The following is a 25029-nucleotide window of genomic DNA, read 5'->3' as shown; positions in this document are numbered from 1 at the left end:
CTTGATCGCATGGGTGTGGCCGTCCGTGTGATCCCGTGCCTGGACGTCGACGCCGGGCGCGTGGTCAAGGGCGTGAACTTCGTCGACCTGCGCGACGCCGGGGACCCGGTGGAGATGGCGCGGCTCTACGACGCCGAGGGCGCCGACGAGCTGACCTTCCTCGACGTGAGTGCCTCCTCGGGGGAGCGCGAGACCACCTACGACGTGGTGCGCCGCACCGCCGAGCAGGTGTTCATCCCGCTGACCGTCGGCGGCGGGGTGCGGACCAACGAGGACATCGACAAGCTGCTGCGAGCCGGTGCGGACAAGGTCGGCATCAACACGGCCGCGATCGCCCGCCCCGAGTTCCTCGGCGAGTCCAGCCGCCGCTTCGGCTCGCAGTGCATCGTGCTCTCGGTGGACGCGCGCCGGGTGCCGGCCGACGGGCAGCCGACGCCGTCCGGCTTCGAGGTCACCACCCACGGCGGCCGCCGCGGCACGGGGATCGACGCCCTGGAGTGGGCGCAGCGCGGCGCCGAGCTCGGCGTGGGCGAGATCCTGCTGAACTCGATGGACGCCGACGGCACGAAGAACGGCTTCGACCTCGAGATGCTGCGTCGTGTGCGGTCCCTCGTGGACGTGCCCGTGATCGCCTCGGGCGGTGCGGGGGCGGTCGAGCACTTCGCGCCGGCGGTGGAGGCGGGTGCGGACGCGGTGCTCGCGGCGAGCGTCTTCCACTTCGGGATGATGCGGATCGGTGAGGTCAAGGACGCCCTGCGGGAGTCCGGGGTGGAGGTCCGATGACGGTGGCGGGAGACGCAGCGGAGCGGAGCTCGACCCGGAGGACCCGGCCGGAGCTGGGTGCCCGGGTCCGGTGGAACGCGGACGGTCTCGTGTGCGCGGTGGTGCAGCAGTACGACACCCGCGAGGTGCTGATGGTCGCGTGGATGTCGGACGAGGCGCTCGCGCGGACGCTGGAGACCCGGGAGGCGACCTACTGGTCCCGCTCCCGCCAGGAGCTGTGGATCAAGGGCGCCACGAGCGGGCACACCCAGGCGGTCCGCGAGGTACGGCTGGACTGCGACGGCGACACCCTGCTGGTCCTGGTCGACCAGCAGGGCGCGGCCTGTCACACCGGGGACAGGACCTGCTTCGACGCGGACGTGCTGCTCGCCCCCTCCGACCCCGCGGTCTGAGCCAGCGCGCCCAGTACGGCCAGGCCGACGACGAGCCCGGACAGCAGGGCGACGAGGGCGCCGAGACCGGAGAGCGGCGACGACGCGGCGAAGACGGTGCCGCCCGCCGTCATCACCGTGCCGTAGAGCCCCCAGGAGAACATCGACGCGGAGCCGACGGCCGCGGCGACCAGGTGCCCGCGGCGGCCGCGCCCGGCGGCCACCTCGTGGGCGCCGATCACGCCGCCGACCGCCAGGGCCGCCTTGACCACCGCCACCAGCGCGGACGAGGCGGTCCAGGGGCCGCCGTCGGTGACGAGGCCCGCCGCCTGTGCGAGCTGGACGACCGCGAACGCCGTCGCACCGACGGCCGCGAGCCGGACGAGGGTGCGCGCCCACCCGACGGCCACCCGGCCGGGAGCGGGGGACCAGCGCCGCCACGCGTACCCGGCGAACAGGCCGACCAGGCCGATGCCCTGCAGCGTGAACCCGCCGTAGACGAGGGGCTTCACCCAGGTCGCCAGCGGCTCCGGCCCGCCCGCGACCCCGCCGTCGAGCAGCAGCCCCGGCGCCGTGGTCAGCACGATCGGGACGAGGAACCCGCTGCCGACCCAGCCCGGCAGGAGCACCGACCACGCCGGCGGACGGCGCGTCCCGGACGCGAGGACGACGGCGAGCAGGATCGCGACCGCGTCCATCCCGGCGGTGGCGAGGTTGGCCGCGTGCAGGCCGGGGGAAGCGAGGAAGGCCGGGTCGAGGACGCCGACCGCGTGCCCGGTGAGCCAGAGGGCCTTGAGCGTGAGGTACGGCAGCGTGGCGACGACGACGAGCGTGGCGAGCGCGGTTCTCATGCCGGGAACGGTGCCGGGCGGCGGTGTCCGGCGGCTCCCGCGCGCGGGGGGACCGGTCTCCCTCGCGCGGGGGAGGAGACCGTCGGCGGGCCGTGTGACGATCACCGCGTGAAGGTCCTCGTCGGTCGCGCCGCCTACCTGGCGTTCGGCGGCGCGCTGGCGCTGCCCTACGCCGGGCTGGTGTGGCTGTTCGAGCGGACCCTCGGCAGCGGTCCCGGCCTCGTCGTCGGGGTGCTCGGCCTGCTCGCGGTCGCCGGCGGGCTCGGCGTCGCGCTGCTGCCGGTCGTGCGCCCGCTCGCGATCGTGGTCGTGCGTGCCCTGCTCGGGGTCGAGCTGCCCGACTCCGGCCCGGGCCCGGTCCCGCGCGATGCCCGGCTCCGGGCCGCCGCGTGGTTCGCGATCACGGCGCTCGCGGGTGCGGTCGCCGTGCTCGCGGTGCTGGTGCTCCTGCCGCAGGCCGTGGGCTTCGCGGCCCTGCCGCTGACCGGCGGCACGCTGCGGGTGGGCGGCGAGGTGTGGCCGCTGCCGGGCCCCGCGGTCCTGCTGGGCCCGCTCGTCGGCCTCGTCGCGCTGGCGCTCGCGGTGCTGGTCGTGGCCGGACTGGGCGCCGGGCTCACCCGGCTCGCGCCGCGTCTGCTCGGGCCGACCCCCGAGGAGGCGCTCGCCGCGGAGCGCGCCCGGGCCGGGCGGCTCGCGTGGCGGGCGCGCCTCGCCGGGGAGCTGCACGACCACCTCGGCCACACGCTCACCGCGATGACGCTGCAGGCCGGGGCGGCGGGACGGGTCCTCGACGCCGACCCGGAGGCCGCCCGCCGGGCGCTCGCCGCGATCGAGGACCGCGGCCGGGCGGCGGTGGACGAGCTGGACCGGGTGCTCACCCTCCTGCGCGACCCCGAGGGCGCCGACCCCGGCGGCTTCGGCGCCCCGGGGGACGTGCCCTCGCTCGTCGAGGGCATCCGCGCCACCGGCCGCGAGGTCCACCTCGTGCTCGAGGGCGAACCGGGGCCCGAGGCCCGTCGCGTGGTGCGGGAGGGCCTGACCAACGCCGTGCGGCACGGCGGAGCCGGCCCCGTCGAGGTCGTCGTGCGCGCGGGACCGGAGGGCAGCGTCGTGACGGTCACGAACCCGACGGGCGTCGCGTCCGGGCGACGGGGCGGGCACGGACTCACCGGCCTGCGGGAGCGGGTCGAGGCCGGCGGCGGCCGCCTCCGCTCCGAACCGGCCGGCGCCTCCTGGACCCTGCACGCCGAGCTGCCCGGGGACTCCCCGTGACCCGGCTGCTGCTCGTGGACGACGACGAGCTGGTGCGCGCGGGCCTGCGCATGATCCTGGAGGCGGAGCCCGACCTGGAGGTGGTGGCGGAGACCGGCGACGGGGTGGACGTGACCTCCCTGGCCCGCCGGTTCGCCGTGGACGTGGTGATCATGGACGTGCGGATGCCGCGGGTCGACGGTCTGACCGCGACGCGACACCTCGTGCAGTCCCTAGCCGACCCGCCGCGCGTGCTCGTGCTGACCACCTTCGGGCAGGAGGAGGCCGTGTACGAGGCGCTGCGGGCCGGTGCCGCGGGGTTCCTCGTCAAGCGGGCGCGACCCGCCGAGATCGTGGCCGCGGTCCGCACGGTCGCGCTCGGGGACACGCTGCTGTTCCCCGAGGCCGTCCGCGACCTCGCGCGTCGCCGGGCCCCGGCCGCCCGTCCGGCGCTGCCGGCGCTCACCGACCGCGAGACCGAGGTGCTGCGCCACCTGGCGCGCGGTGCGACGAACGCGGAGATCGCCGCGGCCCTCGTCGTCGGGACCGAGACCGTGAAGACCCACGTCGCCGCGGTGCTCGGCAAGCTCGGCGCCCGCGACCGGACGCAGGCGGTGGTGCTGGCCTACGAGTCGGGGTTCGTCGTCCCGGGGCTCTGACCGGTGGAGCGCAGAACCGGGCGATCGAGCCCTGGCTACGGGCCGACCGGCCCGACCGCGGCGGGGGCCCGGGCGGTGGCCGTCGCCCGCAACGCGGTGACCGCCGCGCGCACCGCCGGGGTCTCCCGGTCGGTGCGCCACACCGCGTCGACGGTGCGCGCGAGGACCGGCGTCGTCGTGAGCATGCGGACCCCGGCCGGGAGTGGCGGGCGGGCCAGGCGGGGCACCATCGCGGCGAGCCCCGCGCCGGCGACGAGCTCGAGGTGGATGGCGAACCCGCACACGCGGCTCGTCACCCGCGGTTCCACCCCGGCGCGGCGCAGCGTGTCGAGCAACCAGTCGTGGGCCCGTGAGCTGCGGGTGTCGGCCACCCACTCCAGGCCCGCCCCGGCGAGGTCGGCCAGGGCCACCTGTCCGGCGGAGGCGAGCGGGTGCTCGCGGGGGAGCGCGAGGTCGAGCACGTCGTCGCAGAGCTGGGTGCGGGCGGTGCCCGGCGGCGACGGCGAGGGAAGCCCCTCCCAGTTCTCGACGACCGCGAGGTCGAGGTCGCCCGCCAGCAGCGCGGGCATCGTCTCCTCGGCCTCGCCGTCGTCGAGCAGCACCGTGAGGTCCGGGTGGGCCACCCGCAGCCGGGCGAGCGTCGCGGGGGCGAGCGCGTGCGCCGAGGTCGGGATGGCCCCGATGCGCAGCGGGCCGACCACCTCGTCGTCGAGCCGGTCGAGGTCCCGCCGCGCCGCCGCCATCCGGTCCAGCAGGGCCGCCGCGTGCTCGGCCAGGACGAGCCCGGCCGGCGTCAGCCGGATCCCGCGGCCGGCCGGCTCGGTCAGCCGGGTACCGGCCTCCCGCTCCAGGGTCGCGAGCTGCTGGGACACGGCCGAGGGCGTGAGGTGCAGGGCGGTCGCGGCCCGCCCCACGGTGCGGTGCGTCGCGACCGCGTGGAGGGCCTGCAGGCGCGCGATCCCGAACATGCAGCGGAGCTTACGGTTCCTGGCCAGGAGAAGTCGCTGGTCCTGAACAGTGCGGGCCCGCAGGCTGGACGCGTGGCCGTCCCCGAGACCCTCGCGACCTCCGCTCCCACCTCCCGCCGGTCCCTCGACCCGCGCCTCATGGCCGTGGTCGGCAGCCTCTGCATCGCGCTGTCGCCGATCCTGATCGCGCTCTCCGGCACCTCCCCGGGCACGGCGACGGTCTTCCGGTGCCTGCTCGCGCTGCCGGTGCTGATCCCGCTCGCGCTGCTGGAGCGGCGACGGACGCGCCGGGCGCAGGTCGCAGGCGGTCAGCTCGGCCGGCTCGGCCGGCCCTGGCTCGTCGTCGTCGGCGGCCTGCTGCTCGGCCTGGACATGACGCTGTGGACCGGGGCGATCCACGCGGTCGGGGCCGGGGTGTCGACCGTGCTGGTCAACGCCCAGGTGGTGATCCTGCCGCTGCTCGCGTTCCTGGTGCTCGGCGAGCGCGTGCGGCTGTCGTTCCTGCTCACGGTGCCGGTGATGCTGGTCGGCGTGGCCCTCGCGGGCGGGCTGGTCGACAGCGACCCGTCCACCGCCCCGGACCCCGTGCTCGGGACCGTCCTCGCCCTGCTCGCGGCAGTCGCCTACGCGGGCTACCTGCTCTTCCTGCGGCTCGGTGCGGCGCCGGGGGAGAAGGCGGCCCCGGTCACCCTCGCCACCGCCGCGGCCGCCGTCAGCTCGTTCGCCCTCGGCTCGCTCTGGGAGGGCATCGACCTGACGCCGGGGTGGACCGCGATCGCCTGGCTGGCCCTGCTCGCGGTCGTCGGGCAGTCGATCGGGTGGGTGCTGATCGCGGGCGGGATGGCGGCGCTGCCGTCGTCGACCGGGGCGTCGATCCTGCTGCTCCAGCCGGTCGGGGCCGTCCTGCTCGGCATGGCCGTGCTCGGCCAGTTCCCGACGGCGTGGCAGCTGGTCGGCTGCGCGGTCGTGATCGCGGCCGTGGCGGTCGCCGTGCGGCGCCGCGCCGAGCCCGCGCCGGAGGAGGCCGCCGCCTGAGGCTGTCGGACCCCCCGTCCACAATGGGCGACGTGTCCGTCACCGACCCGCCGACCACCCTCGGCGCCGTCCAGCCGAGCCGCGAGCGGTTCCACGAGCTCGCCGCGCACCACCGGGTGATCCCGGTGGTGCGACGCCTGCTCGCCGACGACGAGACGCCGCTCGGGGTGTACCGCAAACTCGCCGGCCGCCGCAGCGGGACGTTCCTGCTCGAGTCGGCGGCCAACGGCGAGTCCTGGTCGCGCTGGTCGTTCGTGGGGGCCCGCAGCGCCGCCGCGCTCACCGAGCGGGACGGGCGCGCGCACTGGACCGGGACGCCCCCGGTCGGGCTGCCCGGCGACGGGGAGAACCCCCTCGACGCGCTGCGCGAGACCCTCGAGCGGCTGCGCACCGACCCGCTGCCGGGGTTGCCGCCGCTGACCGGCGGGCTGGTCGGCTACGTCGGGTACGACGCCGTGCGGCGCCTCGAGCGGCTCCCGGAGCTCACCGAGGACGACCTGCGGATCCCCGAGCTGGTCATGCTGCTCGCCACCGACCTCGCGGCGCTCGACCACCACGAGGGCACGGTCACCCTCATCGCCAACGCCGTGAACTGGGACGACAGCCCCGAGCGGGCGGACGCGGCGTACGACGACGCGGTGGCCCGGCTCGACCGGATGACCGCGGAGCTCGGCGCCCCCGCGCCGTCCACGGTCGCGCAGTACGACCCGGCGGCCGGGCGCACGCCGCAGGTCCGCCGCCGGTTCGACCGGGACGCCTACCTCGCCGCCGTGGAGGCGGCGAAGGAGCGGATCCGGGCCGGCGACGCATTCCAGGTCGTGGTCAGCCAACGCTTCGAGACCGACACCGAGGCCGACGCCCTCGACGTCTACCGGGTGCTGCGGGCCACCAACCCGAGCCCGTACATGTACCTGCTGCGGCTCACCGACGCCGCCGACCGGCCGTTCGAGATCGTCGGGTCGAGCCCGGAGGCACTGGTGACCGTGCGGGACGGGGTGGCCACCACGCACCCGATCGCCGGCACCCGGTGGCGCGGGGTCGACGCCGAGGAGGACATCCTGCTCGAGAAGGACCTCCTGGCCGACGAGAAGGAGCGCGCCGAGCACCTCATGCTCGTCGACCTCGGGCGCAACGACCTCGGGCGGGTCTGCGTGCCCGGCACGGTCAAGGTGCACCGGTTCTTCGACATCGAGCGCTACAGCCACGTGATGCACCTGGTGTCCACGGTGAGCGGACGGCTGCGCGAGGACCGCAGCGCGTTCGACGCGGTCGCCGCCTGCTTCCCGGCCGGCACGCTCTCCGGGGCGCCCAAGCCGAAGGCCATGGAGATCATCGAGGAGCTCGAGCCGACCCGCCGCGGCCTCTACGGCGGCATCGTCGGCTACCTCGACTTCGCGGGCGACGCCGACACCGCCATCGCCATCCGCACCGGGCTGCTGCGCGACGGCGTGGCGCACGTCCAGGCGGGCGGCGGGGTGGTCGCCGACTCCGACCCGGTCGCCGAGGACACCGAGGCGTCCAACAAGGCCCGGGCCGTGCTCGCGGCCGTCGCCACGGCCGCGACGCTGCGCGCGCCGGTGCCCGGGGCGGGCGCGACGTGAGGGGGCCGCGCCTGCTGGGCGCCGCGGTGGTGGGGCTGCTGCTCGCCGCCGTGGCGCTGTGGGGCGCCTCCCGCGGGACCTGGCTCACGGCCACCTGGGACGTCCCGCTGCGGGGCCGGGTGGTGGTCACCGCGACCGGGGCGGACGCCGAACCGGTGCTCGTGCCGTGGGCGCTGCTCGCGCTGGCCGCGATCGGCGGCCTGCTCGCCACGTCGGGCTGGGGACGGCGGGCGGTGGGCGCGGTCGTCGGGATCGCGGGGCTGTGGGCGCTGCTGCGCGCGCTGTCCGGCCTCGCCGCGCCGCCCCCCGACGCGCTGCCGGCCGCCGCGCGGCAGGCCGGCCGGGCCGTGGGCGTCGAGGCGTCGGTGGTCTGGCCGCTGCTCGGCGGACTCGGCGGCCTCCTGCTGATCGGCGTGGGGGTGCTCGTGGCGCTGCGCGGGTCCGCCATGCCGCGGCTCGGGGCCCGTTACGACGCCCCCGGCGCACCCACCCGTCGTCAGGAGACCGACGACGACGAGCGCTCGCTGTGGGCGGCGCTCGACGCCGGGGAGGATCCCACGGCCCGTCCGGAGAGCCCGACACCGAGGGCGCCGGACGGAACCGACGGGACCGGGAGTTAAACTCCCGGTGTACTCGCCAGGGACCGGACCCGGTGCCCCGCAGCCGCGGGAGGCCGGCTCGATCGAGAGCCCGAAGGATGGGGGCAGCACCCGCGTGAGCGTCCTGGAGCAGATCCTCGAGGGGGTCCGGGCCGACCTCGCCGCCCGCGAGGCCGCCGTCCCCTTCGACGAGGTCAAGGCGGCCGCCGCGGCCGCGCCGCCCGCCAAGGACGCGCTCGCGGCCCTGCAGGGTCAGGGCATCGGCGTGATCGCCGAGGTCAAGCGCGCCTCCCCGTCGCGCGGGCACATGGTCGACATCCCCGACCCGGCGAAGCTGGCCCGCCAGTACGTCGAGGGCGGCGCCCGCGTCATCAGCGTCCTCACCGAGCAGCGCTACTTCGAGGGCTCGCTCACCGACCTCGACGAGGTGCGCGCCGCGGTCGACATCCCGGTGCTGCGCAAGGACTTCGTGGTCGGCACCTACCAGGTGCACGAGGCCCGCGCCCACGGCGCCGACCTCGTGCTGCTGATGTGCTCGGTGCTCGAGCAGAACGCCCTCGACGCGCTGGTCGACCGCGTGCACTCGCTGGGGATGACCGCGCTCGTCGAGATCCACGACGAGATCGAGGCGGACATGGCGCTGCAGGCCGGCGCGAAGCTCGTCGGGATCAACGCGCGGAACCTCAAGACGCTCGACGTCGACCGCGAGGTGTTCAGCCGCCTCGCCCCCGGCCTGCCCGGCGAGGTGCTGCGCGTGGCCGAGTCCGGCGTGCGCGGGCCCGGCGACCTGATGACCTACGCGGGCCTCGGCGCCGACGCCGTGCTCGTCGGCGAGTCGATGGCCACCGCCGAGGACCCGCGGGCCGCCGTGCGCCAGCTGGTCACCGCCGGGTCGCACCCGGCCTGCCCCAAGCCGGCCCGATGACCGGTCCCGCGCTGCCCACCGCCTCCGACGGCGTCGCCCGGCACGACCACGACCCCGACGTCGGCGGGCACTTCGGCCGCTTCGGCGGGCGGTACATGCCCGAGGCGCTGATCGCGGCGGTCGACGAGGTCGCCGCCGAGTACGACAAGGCCCGGCAGGACCCGGAGTTCCTCGCCGAGCTCGACCGCCTGCAGCGCGACTACGCGGGCCGGCCGTCCCCGGTGACCGAGGCGCGGCGGCTCTCCGAGCACGCGGGCGGGGCGACGATCCTGCTCAAGCGCGAGGACCTCAACCACACCGGCTCGCACAAGATCAACAACGTGCTCGGCCAGGCCCTGCTCACGGTGCGGATGGGCAAGACCCGGGTGATCGCCGAGACCGGCGCGGGCCAGCACGGCGTCGCCACGGCCACCGCCGCGGCCCTGCTCGGGCTCGAGTGCGTGGTCTACATGGGCGAGGTCGACACCGAGCGCCAGGCCCTCAACGTGGCGCGGATGCGCCTGCTCGGGGCCGAGGTCGTCCCGGTGACCACCGGCTCGCGGACGCTCAAGGACGCGCTGAACGAGGCCTACCGGGACTGGGTCTCGTCGGTGGGCCACACGCACTACGTGCTCGGCACGGCCGCCGGCCCGCACCCCTTCCCGATGATGGTGCGCGACTTCCACCGCGTGATCGGGCTCGAGGCCCGGGCGCAGGTGCTCGCGAGCCACGGGCGGCTCCCGGACGCCGTGCTGGCGTGCGTGGGCGGCGGGTCGAACGCGATCGGCATCTTCCACCCCTTCCTCGACGACGCGTCGGTACGCCTCGTCGGGTGCGAGGCGGCGGGCGACGGGGTCGACACCGGGCGGCACGCCGCCTCGATCACCGGTGGGTCCCCGGGGGCGCTGCACGGCGCACTGACCTACGTGCTGCAGGACGAGGACGGGCAGACGGTCGAGTCGCACTCGATCTCGGCCGGGCTCGACTACCCCGGCGTCGGCCCGGAGCACTCCTACCTCGCCGAGATCGGCCGCGCCGAGTACGTGCCGGTCACCGACACCGAGGCGATGGACGCGTTCCGGCTGCTCTGCCGCACCGAGGGGATCATCCCCGCGATCGAGACGGCGCACGCGATCGCCGGGGCCCTGCGGCTGGGCCGCGAGCTCGGCCCGGACGCGACGCTGCTGGTGAACCTCTCCGGCCGCGGCGACAAGGACGTGGAGACCGCCGCCCGGTGGTTCGAGGTCGTCGACCCGGCGGCCCTGCCCACCACCGAGCCGGTGCCCGACGACGCCGCGGCGGGGGAGCGCGAGCTGTGAGCACCGCCGGCACCAGCACGGGGCTCACGGTGCTCGACGACGTCTTCGCCACGGCCCGCGCCGAGAACCGGGCCGCGCTGATCGGCTACCTGCCCACCGGCTACCCCACGGTCGCCGGGTCGAAGGGGCTGCTCGCCCAGACGCTCGACGCCGGCGCGGACCTGCTCGAGGTCGGCCTGCCCTACTCCGACCCGGTGCTCGACGGGCCGGTGATCCAGCACGCCGTGGAGACCGCCCTGCGCGGCGGGGTGCGGACGAGGGACACCCTCGAGGTCGTCGAGTCGATCGCCGCGCGCGGCGGTCGGGCCGTCGTCATGACGTACTGGAACCCGATCCTGCGCTACGGCGTCGAGGCGTTCGCGCGCGACCTCGCGGCCGCGGGCGGGCTCGGACTGATCACGCCGGACCTGGTGCCCGACGAGGCGGGGGACTGGCTCGACGCCGCCGACCGGTACGCCCTCGGGCGCACCTTCCTGGTGGCGCCGTCGTCGACCGAGCAGCGCCTCACGTCGACCGCGGCCGCCACCACCGGCTTCGTCTACGCCGCCTCGACCATGGGCGTCACCGGGGCTCGCGACGCGGTGTCCGACACCGCTCCGGCGCTGGTCGAGCGCACCCGACGGCACACCGCCCTGCCGGTCGGCGTCGGCCTCGGCGTGCGCTCCGGCGCGCAGGCGGGGGAGGTCGCCGGGTTCGCCGACGGCGTCATCGTCGGCTCGGCGCTGGTGTCGGCGGCGGAGCACGGGCGCGCGGCGGTGGCCCGGCTGACCACGGAGCTCGCGGCGGGCGTCCGCGGCAACCACACCGGTCGCTGAGGCCCGGGGCGACCGGCCCCCGCCTCACGGACGGTGTCGGGGGTGACCGATAGCGTGAGCGCGTGCTCGCGTCGCTGCCCCTGACCATCCCCAGCCCGCCGCAGGGCGTCTGGGAGCTCGGTCCGATCCCGCTGCGCGCGTACGCGCTGTGCATCATCGCCGGGATCGTGGTGGCGGTCTGGCTCACCGAGCGCCGGTTCACCGCACGCGGCGGAGCGCCGGGCTTCGTCATCGACGTCGCGGTGTGGGCGGTGCCGTTCGGCCTGGTGGGTGGGCGGCTCTACCACCTCGCCACCGACTGGCGCACCTACTTCGGCCCCGGCGGGGACCCGGTCGCGGCGCTCTACGTCTGGAACGGCGGGCTCGGCATCTGGGGCGCGATCGCGCTGGGCGCGGTCGGCGCCTGGATCGCGTGCCGGCGGCGGGGCGTGCCGCTCACCGCCTTCGCCGACGCCGCGGCGCCGGGCATCGTGCTCGCGCAGGCCATCGGCCGGCTCGGCAACTACTTCAACCAGGAGCTCTACGGCGCCCCGACCACGCTGCCGTGGGGCCTGGAGATCTACCGGCGCATCGACCCGGGCACGGGCGCGGTCGACAACCTGGCGGGGGTGGCGGTCGACCGGACGCCGATCGAGATCGTGCAGCCCACGTTCCTGTACGAGCTGCTGTGGAACGTCGCGGTCGCGGTGCTCGTGATCTGGGCGGACCGGCGGTTCACGCTCGCCCGCGGCCGCGCCTTCGCGCTCTACGTGGCCGGGTACACCGCGGGCCGCTTCTGGATCGAGATGCTGCGCACCGACCCCGCCCTGACACGGGTGGACGGCATCCGGGTCAACGTCATCGTGGCCGCGGTGATGTGCGTCGCGGCGCTGCTCTACCTCGTCCTCGCCCGCGGCCCCCGGGAGGACCTCTCCGCCTCCATGCCCCCGGAGCCGACCGGTTCGTCCGGGGGCGGCACGGGTAAGCCCGGGCTCGTGACTCCCAGGGACGACGAGAACGACGACGCCCGGGCGGCCAGGGCGGCCCGTGACGAGGCCGCCGGACCGGACCGCGACGACACCGACACCCACCACGGGGCGGCCGAGCCGTCCGGCGTCGACGCCGAACCCGAGGGCACGCAGCCCGAGGAGGAGGCCTCGGCGGCCCCGCCGTCCTCCGCGCACGGATCCTCCTGAGCAGGACCGTCCCGGGGCTCGCAGGCCCCGCCGTGGCCCGCACGCCGGGCTAGACTCATCCCGGGCCATCGTCGTCCCGGATCCTCGTCATCCGGCTCACGACGACCGCCGAGGGGTTCCACACCCGGCGGATCGCGGGGCGCGGAGCTCCGGCGCCCAGGAGGCCCGCCCAGTGCTGTTCTCGTCCGTCCCCGGGCCCCAGGGCCTGTACGACCCCGCCTACGAGCACGACGCCTGTGGCGTCGGCGCCGTCGTCGACGTCCACGGCCGGCGCAGCCACGCCATCGTCGCCGACGCCCTGCAGGTGCTGCACAACCTCGACCACCGCGGCGCCGCCGGCAGCGAGCCGACCAGCGGTGACGGCGCCGGCATCCTGCTCGGCGTCCCCGACGAACTCCTCCGCGCCACCGTCGACGCGGAGCTCCCCACCCCCCGACCCTCGGCCGACGGGGGGCAGGAGGAGCACGCGTACGCCTGCGGGCTGGTGTTCCTGCCCGCCGACGACGACGGGTCCACCAAGGCCATGGCCCTGCTCGAGCGGATCACCGCCGAGGAGGGCCTCGAGGTCCTCGCCTGGCGCGACACCCCGGTCGACCCGGACGGCGCCGACGTCGGGTCGGTGGCCCGCTCGGTGATGCCGCGGTTCGCCCAGGTCCTGGTCGCGCACCCCGACCGCACGCTGGCCGGCATCGAGCTCGACCGCGTCACCTGGGTCGTGCGCAAGCGCGCGGAGCGGGAGTCGGTCGAGCAGGGCTGCGGGCTCTACGTGGCCTCGCTGTCGAGTCGCACCGTGACCTACAAGGGCATGCTGACCACCGACCAGCTGCCGCTGTTCTTCCCGGATCTGCGCGACGAGCGCCTGCGCAGCGCGGTCGCGGTGGTGCACAGCCGGTTCTCGACGAACACCTTCCCGAGCTGGCCCCTCGCGCACCCCTACCGCACGATGGCGCACAACGGCGAGATCAACACGATCCGCGGCAACCGCAACCGGATGCGGGCCCGGGAGGCGCTGCTCGGCACCGACCGGTTCCCGGGCGACCTGCAGCGGGCGATGCCGGTCTGCCCGCCGGGGACGTCGGACTCCGCGAGCTTCGACGAGGTCCTCGAGCTGCTCACGCTCGGCGGCCGGTCGATGCCGCACGCCGTGATGATGATGATGCCCGAGGCGTGGGAGAACCACGCCGAGATGCCCGCCGACCAGCGGGCGTTCTACCAGTTCCACGCGAGCCTGATGGAGCCGTGGGACGGTCCGGCGGCGGTCGTGTTCTCGGACGGCACGCAGCTCGGGGCCACCCTCGACCGCAACGGCCTGCGGCCGTGCCGGTGGTGGCACCTCGCCGACGGCCGCGTGGTCCTCGCGAGCGAGTCCGGCGTGCTCGACGTGCCCGCGAACGACGTCGTCGCGAAGGGGCGGCTGCGGCCGGGCCGGATGTTCCTCGTGGACACCCGGCGGGGCGGGATCGTCGACGACGACGTGCTGAAGTCGGAGCTCGCCGCCGCCGAGCCGTACGGCGAGTGGCTGCACGCGGGGCTCGTCCGCCTCGACGAGCTGCCCGACCGCGACCACGTGGTGCACACCCACGAGTCGGTGGTCCGCCGCCAGCAGACCTTCGGCTACACCGAGGAGGACCTGCGGATCCTGCTCGCCCCGATGGCGACGACGGGCGCGGAGCCGCTCGGGTCGATGGGCACGGACACCCCCACCGCCGCCCTGTCCCGGCGGGCGCGCCTGCTCTTCGACTACTTCGTGCAGCTGTTCGCACAGGTGACGAACCCGCCGCTGGACGCGATCCGCGAGGAGCTCGTCACCTGCATGTCCCGGCCGATCGGGGCGGAGCAGAACCTGTTCCACCCGGGGCCGGCCAGCTGCCGCCAGGTCGTGCTGCCGTACCCGGTGATCGACAACGACGAGCTCGCGAAGCTCATCCACATCGACGCCGACGGGGACATGCCGGGCTTCGCGGCCACCGTGCTCTCCGGGCTCTACGAGGTCGACGGGGGCGAGGCGGCGCTGCGCGCGGCGCTCGACCGCGTCCGGCGGGAGGCGAGCGAGGCCATCGCCGACGGGAAGCGCATCCTCGTGCTCTCCGACCGCGACTCCGACGCGCACTGGGCCCCGATCCCGTCGTTGCTGCTGGTCTCGGCGGTGCACCACCACCTCGTGGCCACCCGGGAGCGCACCCAGGTCGCCCTCGTCGTCGAGTCCGGCGACGCCCGCGAGGTGCACCACATGGCGCTGCTGCTCTCCTACGGCGCCGCCGCGATCAACCCGTACCTGGCGTTCGAGTCGATCGAGGACATGATCACCTCCGGGTGGCTCGAGCACCTCGAGGTCGAGCAGGCGATCGCCAACTACGTGAAGGCCTGCGTCAAGGGCGTGCTCAAGGTGATGTCCAAGATGGGCATCTCGACCGTGAGCGGCTACACCGCCGCGCAGGTCTTCGAGGCCATCGGGCTCTCGCAGGAGTTCCTCGACGAGTACTTCCACGGCACGTCGTCGAAGCTCGGCGGCGGCGGGCTCGACGTGCTGGCCGCCGAGGTCGCCACCCGGCACGCCGCGGCCTACCCCTCGAACCCGACGGAGCGGGCGCACCGCCGCCTCGACGTCGGCGGGGAGTACGCCTACCGCCGCGAGGGCGAGCTGCACCTGTTCACCCCGGAAACGGTGTTCCTGCTGCAGCACTCGACGCGCACGAAGCAGCGGGACGTGTTCCGGAAGTACACGGCCGAGGTCGACCGGCTGACCCGCAGCGGCGGCCAGCTGCGCGGCCTGTTCCGCCTGCGCTACGAGGACCGGACGCCGATCGACCTCGACGAGGTCGAGCCCGCCACCGAGATCGTCAGGCGGTTCGCCACCGGCGCCATGAGCTACGGCTCGATCTCCGGCGAGGCGCACACCGACCTCGCGATCGCGATGAACAACATCGGCGGCAAGTCCAACACCGGGGAGGGCGGCGAGGACCCGGTCCGGCTGGTGGACCCGGCGAAGCGCTCCGCGATCAAGCAGGTCGCGTCCGGGCGCTTCGGGGTGACGAGCGAGTACCTGGTCAACGCCGACGACATCCAGATCAAGATGGCGCAGGGCGCGAAGCCCGGCGAGGGCGGCCAGCTCGCGGGCAAGAAGGTCTACCCGTGGATCGCCGAGGTCCGGTACTCGACCCCGGGCGTCGGGCTGATCTCGCCGCCGCCGCACCACGACATCTACTCGATCGAGGATCTCAAGCAGCTGATCCACGACCTCAAGAACGCCAACGACGCCGCCCGGATCCACGTCAAGCTCGTGAGCTCGGTGGGCGTGGGCACGGTCGCGGCCGGGGTCAGCAAGGCGCACGCCGACGTCGTGCTCATCTCGGGCTGGGACGGCGGCACCGGGGCCGCCCCGCTGACCAGCCTCAAGCACGCCGGCGCGCCGTGGGAGATCGGGCTCGCCGACACCCAGCAGACCCTGATGCTCAACGGGCTGCGCGACCGCATCTCGGTGCAGGTCGACGGCGCGATGAAGACCGGCTTCGACGTCGTCGTCGGGATGCTGCTGGGCGCCGAGGAGTACGGGTTCTCGACGGCGCCGCTGGTGGTCAACGGCTGCATCATGATGCGGGTCTGCCACCTCGACACGTGCCCGGTCGGCGTCGCGACGCAGAACCCCGAGCTGCGCAAGCGCTACACGGGCCGCCCGGAGTTCGTCGAGAACTTCTTCTGGTTCATCGCAGAGGAGGTCCGCGAGTACCTCGCGCGGCTCGGCTTCCGCACGATCGACGAGGCGGTCGGCCACTCCGAGCTGATCGACACGGGCGAGGCGGTCGACAACTGGAAGGCACAGGGGATCGACCTGGCGCCGCTGTTCACGGTGCCCGACGTGCCCGAGGGCGCCTCGACCGACCGGCGCCGGACGACCGAACAGGACCACGGGCTGGACCGGGCGCTGGACCGCACGCTGATCCAGCTCGCGGAGGGGGCGCTCGACGACGCCGTCCCGGTCCGCCTCGAGATGCCCGTGCGCAACGTCAACCGCACGGTCGGCACGCTGCTCGGCGCCGAGGTCACCCGCCGGTACGGCAAGCACGGTCTGGCCGACGACACGATCCACGTGGCGTTCACGGGCTCGGCCGGGCAGTCGTTCGGCGCGTTCCTGCCGCGGGGGGTGACGCTCGACCTGGTCGGCGACGCGAACGACTACGTGGCCAAGGGCCTGTCCGGCGGGCGCGTGATCGTCCGCCCGCCCGAGGGGGCGCGGTTCACCGTGGCGCCCGACGCCGACCACGACGAGCAGCACACGATCGCGGGCAACGTCATCGCCTACGGCGCGACCTCGGGCGAGGTCTTCCTGCGCGGGCAGGTGGGGGAGCGGTTCTGCGTGCGCAACTCCGGTGCGCTCGCCGTCGTCGAGGGCGTGGGCGACCACGCCTGCGAGTACATGACCGGCGGGCGCGTGGTGGTGCTCGGCAGCACCGGGCGCAACCTGGGCGCGGGGATGTCGGGCGGGATCGCGTTCGTCCACGACCTGCCGGAGATCCGGGTCAACCAGGAGATGGTCGACCTGCTCGCGGTCGACGGCGAGGATGCCGAGTGGCTGCGCCACGTCGTCGAGTGCCACCTCGAGCACACGGGCTCGCCGAAGGCCGCGCGGCTGCTCGACGACTGGTCCGAGCAGGTCGGGCACTTCACCAAGGTCATGCCGACCGACTACCAGCGCGTGCTCGACGCCGAGCAGCGTGCCGCGACCGAGGGTCGCGACCCGAACGAGGTCATCATGGAGGTGGCGGGTGGCTGACCCACGCGGGTTCCTCACCTATCCCCGCGAGGACAACCCGAAGCGGCCCGTCGAGGAGCGCCGGGCGGACTGGCACGAGCTCTACGCCGACGTCACCGATCCCGACGTCGAGGCGGAGACCCGTCGGCAGGCGGCGCGCTGCATGGACTGCGGCATCCCGTTCTGCCACTCCGGCTCCGCCGGCTGCCCGCTGGGCAACCTCATCCCGGAGTGGAACGACTTCGTCCGCCGGGGCGAGTGGGGCCGCGCGAGCGAGCGGCTGCACGCGACGAACAACTTCCCGGAGTTCACCGGCGCGCTGTGTCCCGCGCCGTGCCAGGAGGCGTGCGTCCTGTCGATCACGGAACAGCCCGGCTCGGTGACGATCAAGCGCGTCGAGTGGTCGATCGCCGAGGTCGCGTGGCGGGACGGGCACGTCGCCCCGCAGCCGGCGGCCGAGTCGTCGGGCCGGCGGGTCGCGGTCGTCGGGTCCGGACCGGCCGGGCTCGCCGCGGCCCAGCAGCTCACGCGCGCGGGGCACGACGTCACCGTGTACGAACGCGACGACCGGCTCGGCGGGCTCATGCGCTACGGCATCCCCGAGTTCAAGTTCGAGAAGTGGGAGCTGGACCGCCGCCTGGAGCAGATGCGGGCGGAGGGCACGCGGTTCGTCGTGAACTGCGAGGTGGGCGGCGACGGCCTGCCCGTCGAGCGCCTCCGCGCGGAGTACGACGCCGTGGTGCTCGCCGTCGGTGCCCTCCAGGGCCGGGACGACCGCACCGTCGAGGGCCGCGACCTCGAGGGCATCCACCTCGCGATGGACTACCTCACCCCGGCCAACCGGGAGTGCGAGGGCGACGGGCCGTCGCCGATCAACGCGCGCGGGTGCAACGTCGTCGTGATCGGCGGCGGGGACACCGGCGCCGACTGCTACGGCACCGCGACCCGCCAGGGCGCCATCGGGGTGCACCAGCTCGACCAGTACCCGGCCCCGCCGCAGACGCGCGACGAGGCGCGCTCGCCCTGGCCGACGTGGCCGCTGGTGTACCGGACGCCGCCCGCGCTCGAGGAGGGCGGCGAGCGCCTGTTCGCGACGGCGGTCAAGCGCTTCGTCGGCGACGACCGCGGCCACGTGCGGGCCGTGGAGCTCTCGACGGTCGAGGTGCGCCGCACCGAGGACGGCCGGCGCGAGGTGGTGCCGACCTCCGAGGAGATCCACACGCTGCCGGCCGACCTCGTGCTGTTCTCGATCGGCTTCACCGGTCCCGACGAGCGCGCGATGGTCCCCGGGCTCGGCATCGAGCCCACGCCGAAGGGCACGATCGGCTGCGGCTCGGACTGGCAGACCGACGTGCCCGGGGTGTTCGTCTGCGGGGACGCCCACCGCGGGGCGTCGCTGATCGTGTGGGCCATCGCGGAGGGCCGCTCGGCCGCGGCGGCGGTCGACGCGTTCCTGTCCGAGGACGGGCGCACCGACCTGCCGGCGCCGGTGCACCCGAACGCGCTGCCGCTCAGCGTCTGAGGGGCCCGCACCCCGTTCCGAGCGAACGGCACTCTCGCAGCATCTATGTGCGCGAGAGTGCCGTTCGCTCGTTCAGGAGGGGAGAGCGCTGGGTCAGGACTGGACCTGGGCCTGCTGGATCTGGACCGCGGTGACGGGCTTGCCGTCGCCCTCGCCGTTGGAGTTGTCGGTCCCGGCCGCGGCGACCTTGTCGAGCACCGCGAGTCCCTCGGGAGCGATCCGCCCGACGACGGTGTACTCCGGCGGCAGGGCCGAGTCGGCGTAGACCAGGAAGAACTGGCTGCCCGTGGTGTCGGGCTGCGAGGTCTTGGCCATCGCGACGAGCCCGCGGGCGTAGTTCGAGGCGCCCTGGCCCAGCGGCGAGGGTGCGAGGTTCGTCGGGGGCTCCTCGGCGTAGCGGAAGCCCGGCCCGCCGGAGCCGGTGCCGCTGGGGTCGCCGCACTGCAGCACCTTGAGGCCCTCGCCGGTGGTGAGGCGGTGGCACGGGGTGTCGTCGTAGAAGCCCTGCTGGGCGAGCGAGGTCACGGCGTTGACGGCGCAGGGGGCCTGGGCGCGGTCGAGGGTCAGCGGGATGGCGCCCTGCGAGGTCTGCAGCGTCAGCCCGACGACGCCGGTCCGCGCCGGGTTCGGGTCGGGCGCCTGTACCGGCTTCGAGGCCTGGCCGTCGGGCGTGTAGGTGCAGGCCCCCGCCGCGGCCGCCGGGGCCGCGGTCGTGGCGCTCGGGCGGGTGCCGAGGTAGATCGCGATGCCGGCGGCCAGGACGGCCACGACGGCGCCGACCGCGATGATCGTCAGTCGCTGCCGACGACGGCGCGCACGCTCCGCACGGCGCTCGATCTGTCGCTCCAGCTTGCGCTTGGCGGCCTTGCGGCGCTGCTCGTTGGTCGGCACGGCGGCATCCTAGGAAGTCAGGCCGCGGTGAGTTCGGGCAGGTCAGGGGAGGCCACCGGGCGCCGACTAGGCTGGACGCCAGTCGTCTCGAGGAGGGTGGGCCCACGTGCTGGTCGCCGGGTTCCCGGCCGGGAGTTTCCAGACCAACTGCTTCGTGATCGCCCCGGACGAGGGCGGTCCGTGCGTGGTCGTCGACCCGGGGCAGGACGCCGAGGAGCCGCTGCGCGCGGTGCTGGCGGAACGGCGGTTGACGCCGGTCGCGGTGCTGCTGACCCACGGGCACCTCGACCACATGTGGTCGGTCACGCCGGTGTGCGACGGCGACGACGTCCCGGCCTACATCCACCCCGAGGACCGCTCCATGCTCGCCGACCCCCTCGCCGGGGTGGGCCCGATGGGCGCGCAGCTGGCCGCGATGTACCCGGGCCTGGAGTTCCGGGAGCCGAAGCGGGTGGAGACCCTCGCCGACGGCGCCACGCTGGACCTCGCCGGCGTCTCGCTCACGGTCGACCACACCCCCGGCCACACCCGCGGTTCGGTGATCTTCCGCAGCGCCACCGAGGACGGCGCACCGTTCGTCCTGGCGGGCGACACCCTGTTCCAGGGCAGCATTGGGCGGACCGACCTCCCCGGCGGCTCGCTCGAGGAGATGATGACGAGCCTGCGCACGAAGCTCCTCACGCTGCCCGACGAGACGGCGGTCCTGCCCGGGCACGGGCAGCCGACCACGATCGGCGACGAGCGCCACACCAACCCGTTCCTGCAGGGGCCGCAGAACGCGCCCGGCCGGAACCTCTAGAGGGAACACCCCATGGCCGAGATCCCGCCCGGCGGCTTCGCCGCGCCCAAGGGCATCCCCGAGTACGTCGGGCCCGACTTCGTCGCCGTGCGCGACACCCTCGTCCGCGAGGCCGACCGCGCCGGCTACGCCCACCTCGAGCTGCCCGTCTTCGAGGACACCGCGCTGTACGCCCGCGGGGTCGGCGAGTCGACCGACGTGGTGTCCAAGGAGATGTACTCCTTCGCCGACCGCGGTGGCCGCAGCGTCACCCTGCGCCCCGAGGGCACCGCGGGTGTGGTCCGCAGCGTCATCGAGCACGGCCTCGACCGCGGCACCCTGCCGGTCAAGCTGCGCTACGCCGGGCCGTTCTTCCGCTACGAGCGCCCGCAGGCGGGCCGCTACCGCCAGTTGCAGCAGGTCGGGGTCGAGGCGATCGGGGTGGACGACCCGGCGCTCGACGCCGAGGTGCTCGCCGTCGCCGACGCCGGCTTCCGCGCGCTCGGCCTGACCGGCTACCGGCTCGAGCTCACCTCGCTGGGGGACGCCGAGACCCGGCCGGCCTACCGCGCCGAGCTGCAGGCCTTCCTGGAGAAGTGCGACCTCGACGAGGCGACCCGCGAGCGGGCCCGCATCAACCCGCTGCGCGTGCTCGACGACAAGCGCCCCGAGGTCCGCGAGCAGCTCGCGGACGCGCCGCTCATGGTCGACCACCTCTCCGACGCCGCGGCCGCGCACCACGCGAAGGTGAAGCAGTACCTCGACCAGCTCGGGGTCGCCTACGTCGAGAACCCCCGCATGGTCCGCGGGCTGGACTACTACACGAAGACGACCTTCGAGTTCGTCCACGACGGCCTCGGCTCGCAGTCCGGCATCGGGGGCGGCGGCCGGTACGACGGGCTGATGGCCGAGCTCGGCGGGCAGGCGCTCTCCGGGGTCGGCTTCGGCCTCGGGGTCGACCGCACGCTGCTCGCCTGCCAGGCGGAGGGGCTCGAGGTGGCCCCGGCCCGCCGGGTCGAGGTGTTCGGGGTGCCGCTGGGCGAGGCCGCCCGCGACCACCTGGTCGGCCTTCTCGGGCAGCTGCGCCGCGCCGGGATCCGCTCCGACCTCGCCTACGGCGGGCGCGGCCTCAAGGGCGCGATGAAGGCCGCCGACCGGTCGGGCGCCCGCTACGCCCTCGTGCTCGGCGACCGGGACCTCGAGGCCGGCACGATCGGACTCAAGGACCTGGGCGACGGCACCCAGTCCGAGGTCGCGCTGGCCGACGCCGCGGCCGCGGTCGACCGGGCGCTGCACGGCTGACCGGCACGCCCCCGGCGGGCGGGCCCGTCAGCCGCGCGGACCGGGCGTCGGGATGGGGCGGGTGAGGTCGGCGTCCGCGGTGACGGTGGGCATCGCCCCCGTCGGAGCGGCGTGCCGTCCGGGCGTGACGCGCAGCGGGACGCGACCGGAGCCCGTCGTCGTGACGCCGGGGCTGCGGCCGGACCGCTCGACGGCCTCGCGGGCGGCCTTCTCCGTGGCGGCGGCCAGCGTGCGCGCCATGATCCGCCGGGCGAGCAGCACGCAGAGGTGGCACAGGGCGACGTAGGCGAGGAACTTCACGACGTCCTCGGCGTGGCCGAGCGCGGACGCGATCGCCGGGTGGTCCTCCTCGAACAGCGACTCGAGCACGTCGCCGCCGAGGGAGCCGCCGAGCAGGGCGAGCCCGGCGAGGAAGGTGAGCCCGAGCCGCTCGGCGAGCAGCGGCCGGAACGCCCACGCGATCAGCACCAGGCCGAGCAGGGCGTAGGCGGCCAGGCCGACGTCCTCGGGGATGCCCGCGCCGGGCAGGACCGCGTCGTGGACCATCATCATGTCGTCGAAGCCGAGGAAGACGCAGAGCACGGCGACCGCGAGCCCGGCGCGCAGGGCGGGCGAGGCGGCGCCGGCGTCGCCGGTGGAGCGCGCCCAGGCGCGCGACACCACGAGCGACCCGAGCGCGATGCCCGCGCAGACCATCAGCGCGCTGGAGAACATGATGGTGAACAGACCCGAGTACTCGGAGTCCTCGGGGAACCGGTCCTGCAGCACGATCGTCAGGTCGTGTCCCGTGCCGCCGTAGACCGCCAGGGCGAGCCCGAGCACGATCCCGACCGGCAGCACCGTCCGCAGCAGCATCCGTCCGGCCTCGGCCAGGTCGGAGCGATCCGCCGGCACCGGCCCTGCGGGGTGCGTCATGGTCGAGCCTCCGTCCCGCCCGGGGCCGCGCTCGCAGGCTGAACGTGCCCCGTCATGATCACGACGATCAGGTGAACGTGAGGATAACGAGCGCAGTGGAACAGGAGTTATCGCCCTCATGCTCAGCATCTGCTCAGAACCCTCGATCGGTACCCGCGGGTAACGGAGCGTCTGGGGCACGCTGACCGGCGACGGCCGGTAGGGGAGGAGCCACCATGGCGGTGACCGGGACGGGTGACGAGGGCGTCATCCTGGACGACCCGATGCGCACGAAGGGGACCGCGTTCACCGCCGAGGAGCGGGCCGAGCACGGGCTGCGGGGCCTGCTGCCCTACGCGGTGACGACCCTGGAGGAGCAGGTGCGCCGCTGCTGGGGCGAGGTCGACCGGCAGGCCACCGACCTCCAGCGCTACGTCTACCTCCGCTCCCTGCAGGACCGCAACGAGCACCTCTTCTACTCCGTGCTGGCCGCCGACGTGCCCACGGCGCTCCCGCTGGTCTACACCCCGACCGTCGCCGAGGGCTGCAAGCGCTTCTCCGAGCTGTGGCGGCGGCCCCGCGGGCTCTACCTCGCCTGGCCCGACCGCGAGAACCTGCGCGAGATGCTGCGCAACCGGCCGCACGCCGAGGTCGACGTCATCGTCGTGACCGACGGGCAGCGGATCCTCGGGATCGGGGACCAGGGCGTCGGCGGCATGGGCATCCCGGTCGGCAAGCTCTCGCTCTACACGTTGATCGGCGGGATCGACCCGGCGCGCACGCTGCCGATCCTGCTCGACGTCGGCACCGACAACGCCGACCTGCTCGACGACCCGTTCTACCTCGGCTGGCGCCACCGCCGGATCGACGACGAGGACTACTTCGCGTTCGTCGAGGACTTCGTCGCCGCCGTCGAGGCCGAGCTCCCGGACGTGCTGCTGCAGTGGGAGGACTTCGCCACGCCGCACGCCGCGCCGATCCTCGCCCGCTACCGCGACCGGCTGCTCACGTTCAACGACGACATCCAGGGCACCGCCGCCGTCGCGCTCGGCGCCCTGCAGGGGGCCGCCGAGGTCGCGGGCACCCGCCTGGCCGAGCAGCAGGTCGTCATGCTCGGCGCCGGGTCGGCCGGCATCGGGGTGATGGAGATGGTCCGCCAGGAGATGGTCGACCAGGGACTCTCCGAGGACGAGGCCCGCGCCCGCTGCTGGGTGGTCGACGTCCGCGGGCTGCTGACCACGGACCGGGACGACCTCTCCGACGACCAGCGCGCGTTCGCCCACGACCCCGCGGACGTCGCCGACTGGGGCGTCGAGGGGCTGCCGGGCCTCGCCGACGTCGTCGAGCACGTGACCGTCGGGGTGCTCCTCGGCCTGTCGACCGCGCAGGGCGCCTTCACCGAGGACATCGTGACGACGATGGCGGCGAAGGTGGACCGGCCCGTGGTCTTCCCGCTGTCCAACCCGACCGCGAACGCCGAGGCCCGACCCGCCGACCTGGACGACTGGACCGACGGGCGGGCGCTCATCGCCACCGGCTCGCCGTTCCCGCCGCTGGCCCGCGAGCACGGCGACGACGTCCCGGTCGCGCAGTGCAACAACGTCTACATCTTCCCGGCGGTGGGGCTCGCAGTGACCGCAGCGCGGGCCACGCGGGTCACCGACGCGATGATGCGGGCGGCCGCCCGGGCGTTGGGCAACGCCTCGCCGGCGCTGCGGGACCCGCACGCCCCCCTGCTGCCGGCGTGGGCGGACGTCCGCGACGTGGCGGACGGCATCGCGCTCGCCGTGGCCCGCCAGGCGGTCGCGGACGGCGTCGCCCCGCAGGCCTCCGACGATGAGCTGCGGAAGGCGATCACGGCCACCCGCTGGGACCCGGCCTACTGACGGCTCAGCGCTGGGACGCCCACCCCGCGCGGACCGAGGCCGCGCACCGGGGCCGGTCGTCGCCCGCCCCGACGCACACGGCCTCGACGAGCGCGGGGCCCTGCCGGTCGACGGCCTCCTCGGGCAGGACCCCGCTCAGGACCAGCAGGAGCAGGCCGTGCCCGGCCACCCAGATGCGGGTGGCGACCTCGACCGGGTCGTCCGCCCCCACCCGGCCGGCCTCCCGCGCACGGGCCACCGCCTCCACCAGGGGCGTGAACGACCCGTCGGCCACCTCGGGGTCGGACAGGTCGGCGGCCGCGTCGAACATGGCGCGGTAGAGCATCGGGCGCGCGAGCGCGCTGTCGGCGTAGGCGCCGCCGAGGGCGGCGAGGTCGTGCACCGGGTCGTCCGTCGGGCCCACCCCCGCCAGGCGCTCCGCGAGGTGGACGAACCCCTCCTGGCGCACCGCCGACCACAGGCCCGGCATCCCGCCGAAGTGGGTGTACACCGCCATGGTCGACGTCCCCGCGCGGGTGGCGAGCGCCCGCAGCGTCACCGGCTCCCGGCGGGCGAGCATCCCGGCGGCCTCGTCGATGAGGGCGGCGCGGACGGCGACATCGGCACGCTTCGGCACCTGGACAGGATACATAGCAGTGTTATAGGTTTCTATTCATAACACCGCTATCTCTCCCG

21 protein-coding genes are annotated in these 25029 nt (G+C 74.8%); 16 read left to right on the top strand and 5 right to left on the bottom strand.

Annotation, left to right across the window (positions count from 1 at the left end):
* The first annotated feature begins 9 nt into the window (after positions 1-9).
* Both hisF and hisI read left to right on the top strand, forming a co-directional pair.
* On the top strand, positions 10-783 hold the full coding sequence (gene hisF, locus ACQPYX_RS18680; RefSeq protein ID WP_230759550.1) for an imidazole glycerol phosphate synthase subunit HisF: 774 nt from the start codon (positions 10-12) through the stop codon (positions 781-783).
* Positions 780-1175: a phosphoribosyl-AMP cyclohydrolase gene (hisI, locus tag ACQPYX_RS18675; protein WP_433798798.1), complete on the top strand. Its 396-nt coding sequence runs from the start codon at positions 780-782 to the stop codon at positions 1173-1175. Before hisF ends, hisI begins: the two co-directional genes overlap by 4 nt.
* Here the strand turns inward: hisI and ACQPYX_RS18670 are convergent.
* A complete protein-coding gene (locus ACQPYX_RS18670; RefSeq protein ID WP_433798797.1) occupies positions 1109-2005 on the bottom strand; it encodes a hypothetical protein in 897 nt (298 codons plus the stop codon). The genes hisI and ACQPYX_RS18670 overlap by 67 nt on opposite strands.
* A gap of 108 nt (positions 2006-2113) precedes the next feature.
* On the opposite strand from ACQPYX_RS18670, the gene ACQPYX_RS18665 reads away from it, so the two are divergent.
* Together ACQPYX_RS18665 and ACQPYX_RS18660 are read left to right on the top strand one after the other, a co-directional pair.
* Positions 2114-3277, top strand: coding sequence for a sensor histidine kinase (locus ACQPYX_RS18665; protein WP_433798796.1), 1164 nt, complete (start codon positions 2114-2116; stop codon positions 3275-3277).
* Complete coding sequence (locus ACQPYX_RS18660; RefSeq protein ID WP_433798795.1) at positions 3274-3915, top strand: response regulator transcription factor; 642 nt, start codon at positions 3274-3276, stop codon at positions 3913-3915. The genes ACQPYX_RS18665 and ACQPYX_RS18660 overlap by 4 nt, the downstream gene beginning before the upstream one ends.
* A 35-nt stretch (positions 3916-3950) precedes the next feature.
* Here the strand turns inward: ACQPYX_RS18660 and ACQPYX_RS18655 are convergent, their stop codons facing one another.
* Complete coding sequence (locus ACQPYX_RS18655; protein ID WP_433798794.1) at positions 3951-4883, bottom strand: LysR family transcriptional regulator; 933 nt, start codon at positions 4881-4883, stop codon at positions 3951-3953.
* Positions 4884-4955: 72 nt separating this feature from the next.
* Between ACQPYX_RS18655 and ACQPYX_RS18650 the strand changes: the two genes are divergently transcribed.
* The 9 genes from ACQPYX_RS18650 (at position 4956) to ACQPYX_RS18610 (ending at position 18603) form a co-directional block, all read left to right on the top strand.
* Positions 4956-5918 (top strand): DMT family transporter, encoded by a 963-nt coding sequence (locus ACQPYX_RS18650; RefSeq protein ID WP_433798793.1) that lies wholly within the window; start codon positions 4956-4958, stop codon positions 5916-5918.
* A gap of 23 nt (positions 5919-5941) precedes the next feature.
* Positions 5942-7519, top strand: a complete 1578-nt coding sequence (locus ACQPYX_RS18645) for an anthranilate synthase component I (RefSeq protein WP_433798792.1) — start codon at positions 5942-5944, stop codon at positions 7517-7519.
* Positions 7516-8139 (top strand): Trp biosynthesis-associated membrane protein, encoded by a 624-nt coding sequence (locus tag ACQPYX_RS18640; RefSeq protein ID WP_433798791.1) that lies wholly within the window; start codon positions 7516-7518, stop codon positions 8137-8139. Before ACQPYX_RS18645 ends, ACQPYX_RS18640 begins: the two co-directional genes overlap by 4 nt.
* A gap of 94 nt (positions 8140-8233) precedes the next feature.
* The gene (trpC, locus tag ACQPYX_RS18635) at positions 8234-9043 is read left to right on the top strand and encodes an indole-3-glycerol phosphate synthase TrpC (RefSeq protein WP_433798790.1); all 810 of its coding nucleotides are present in this window, start codon (positions 8234-8236) and stop codon (positions 9041-9043) included.
* Complete coding sequence (gene trpB / locus ACQPYX_RS18630) at positions 9022-10341, top strand: tryptophan synthase subunit beta (RefSeq protein ID WP_433803757.1); 1320 nt, start codon at positions 9022-9024, stop codon at positions 10339-10341. The genes trpC and trpB overlap by 22 nt, the downstream gene beginning before the upstream one ends.
* Positions 10338-11156, top strand: a complete 819-nt coding sequence (trpA, locus tag ACQPYX_RS18625) for a tryptophan synthase subunit alpha (RefSeq protein ID WP_433798789.1) — start codon at positions 10338-10340, stop codon at positions 11154-11156. Before trpB ends, trpA begins: the two co-directional genes overlap by 4 nt.
* Positions 11157-11218: 62 nt before the next feature.
* Positions 11219-12331: a prolipoprotein diacylglyceryl transferase gene (gene lgt / locus ACQPYX_RS18620; RefSeq protein WP_433798788.1), complete on the top strand. Its 1113-nt coding sequence runs from the start codon at positions 11219-11221 to the stop codon at positions 12329-12331.
* 172 nt (positions 12332-12503) lie between these two features.
* A complete protein-coding gene (gene gltB / locus ACQPYX_RS18615; RefSeq protein WP_433798787.1) occupies positions 12504-17102 on the top strand; it encodes a glutamate synthase large subunit in 4599 nt (1532 codons plus the stop codon).
* Positions 17095-18603, top strand: coding sequence for a glutamate synthase subunit beta (locus ACQPYX_RS18610; RefSeq protein WP_433798786.1), 1509 nt, complete (start codon positions 17095-17097; stop codon positions 18601-18603). The genes gltB and ACQPYX_RS18610 overlap by 8 nt, the downstream gene beginning before the upstream one ends.
* Positions 18604-18696: 93 nt before the next feature.
* On the opposite strand, the gene ACQPYX_RS18605 is transcribed toward ACQPYX_RS18610, so the two are convergent.
* A complete protein-coding gene (locus ACQPYX_RS18605; protein ID WP_433798785.1) occupies positions 18697-19494 on the bottom strand; it encodes a peptidylprolyl isomerase in 798 nt (265 codons plus the stop codon).
* Between the two features lie 106 nt (positions 19495-19600).
* Between ACQPYX_RS18605 and ACQPYX_RS18600 the strand changes: the two genes are divergently transcribed.
* A complete protein-coding gene (locus ACQPYX_RS18600; RefSeq protein WP_433798784.1) occupies positions 19601-20293 on the top strand; it encodes an MBL fold metallo-hydrolase in 693 nt (230 codons plus the stop codon).
* Between the two features lie 12 nt (positions 20294-20305).
* On the top strand, positions 20306-21574 hold the full coding sequence (gene hisS, locus ACQPYX_RS18595; RefSeq protein ID WP_433798783.1) for a histidine--tRNA ligase: 1269 nt from the start codon (positions 20306-20308) through the stop codon (positions 21572-21574).
* A gap of 27 nt (positions 21575-21601) precedes the next feature.
* Here hisS and ACQPYX_RS18590 read toward each other — a convergent pair whose 3' ends face one another.
* Entirely contained in the window at positions 21602-22489 is an 888-nt protein-coding gene (locus tag ACQPYX_RS18590) for a hypothetical protein (RefSeq protein WP_433798782.1), read from the bottom strand.
* Positions 22490-22704: 215 nt separating this feature from the next.
* Here ACQPYX_RS18590 and ACQPYX_RS18585 point away from each other — a divergent pair, with 215 nt between their 5' ends.
* Positions 22705-24354 (top strand): NAD-dependent malic enzyme, encoded by a 1650-nt coding sequence (locus ACQPYX_RS18585; RefSeq protein ID WP_433798781.1) that lies wholly within the window; start codon positions 22705-22707, stop codon positions 24352-24354.
* A 4-nt stretch (positions 24355-24358) separates the two neighbouring features.
* Here ACQPYX_RS18585 and ACQPYX_RS18580 read toward each other — a convergent pair whose 3' ends face one another.
* Positions 24359-24970 carry a TetR/AcrR family transcriptional regulator gene (locus ACQPYX_RS18580; RefSeq protein ID WP_433798780.1) on the bottom strand — a complete coding sequence of 204 codons (612 nt, stop codon included), beginning with the start codon at positions 24968-24970 and terminating at the stop codon, positions 24359-24361.
* Positions 24971-25029: the final 59 nt, after the last annotated feature.

The organism is Actinomycetospora sp. CA-084318 (genome assembly GCF_050955885.1).
Taxonomy (GTDB): Bacteria; Actinomycetota; Actinomycetes; order Mycobacteriales; family Pseudonocardiaceae; genus Actinomycetospora.
The sequence above is the reverse complement of the archived record's forward strand: the minus strand, read 5'-3'. Positions and strand labels throughout refer to the sequence as shown.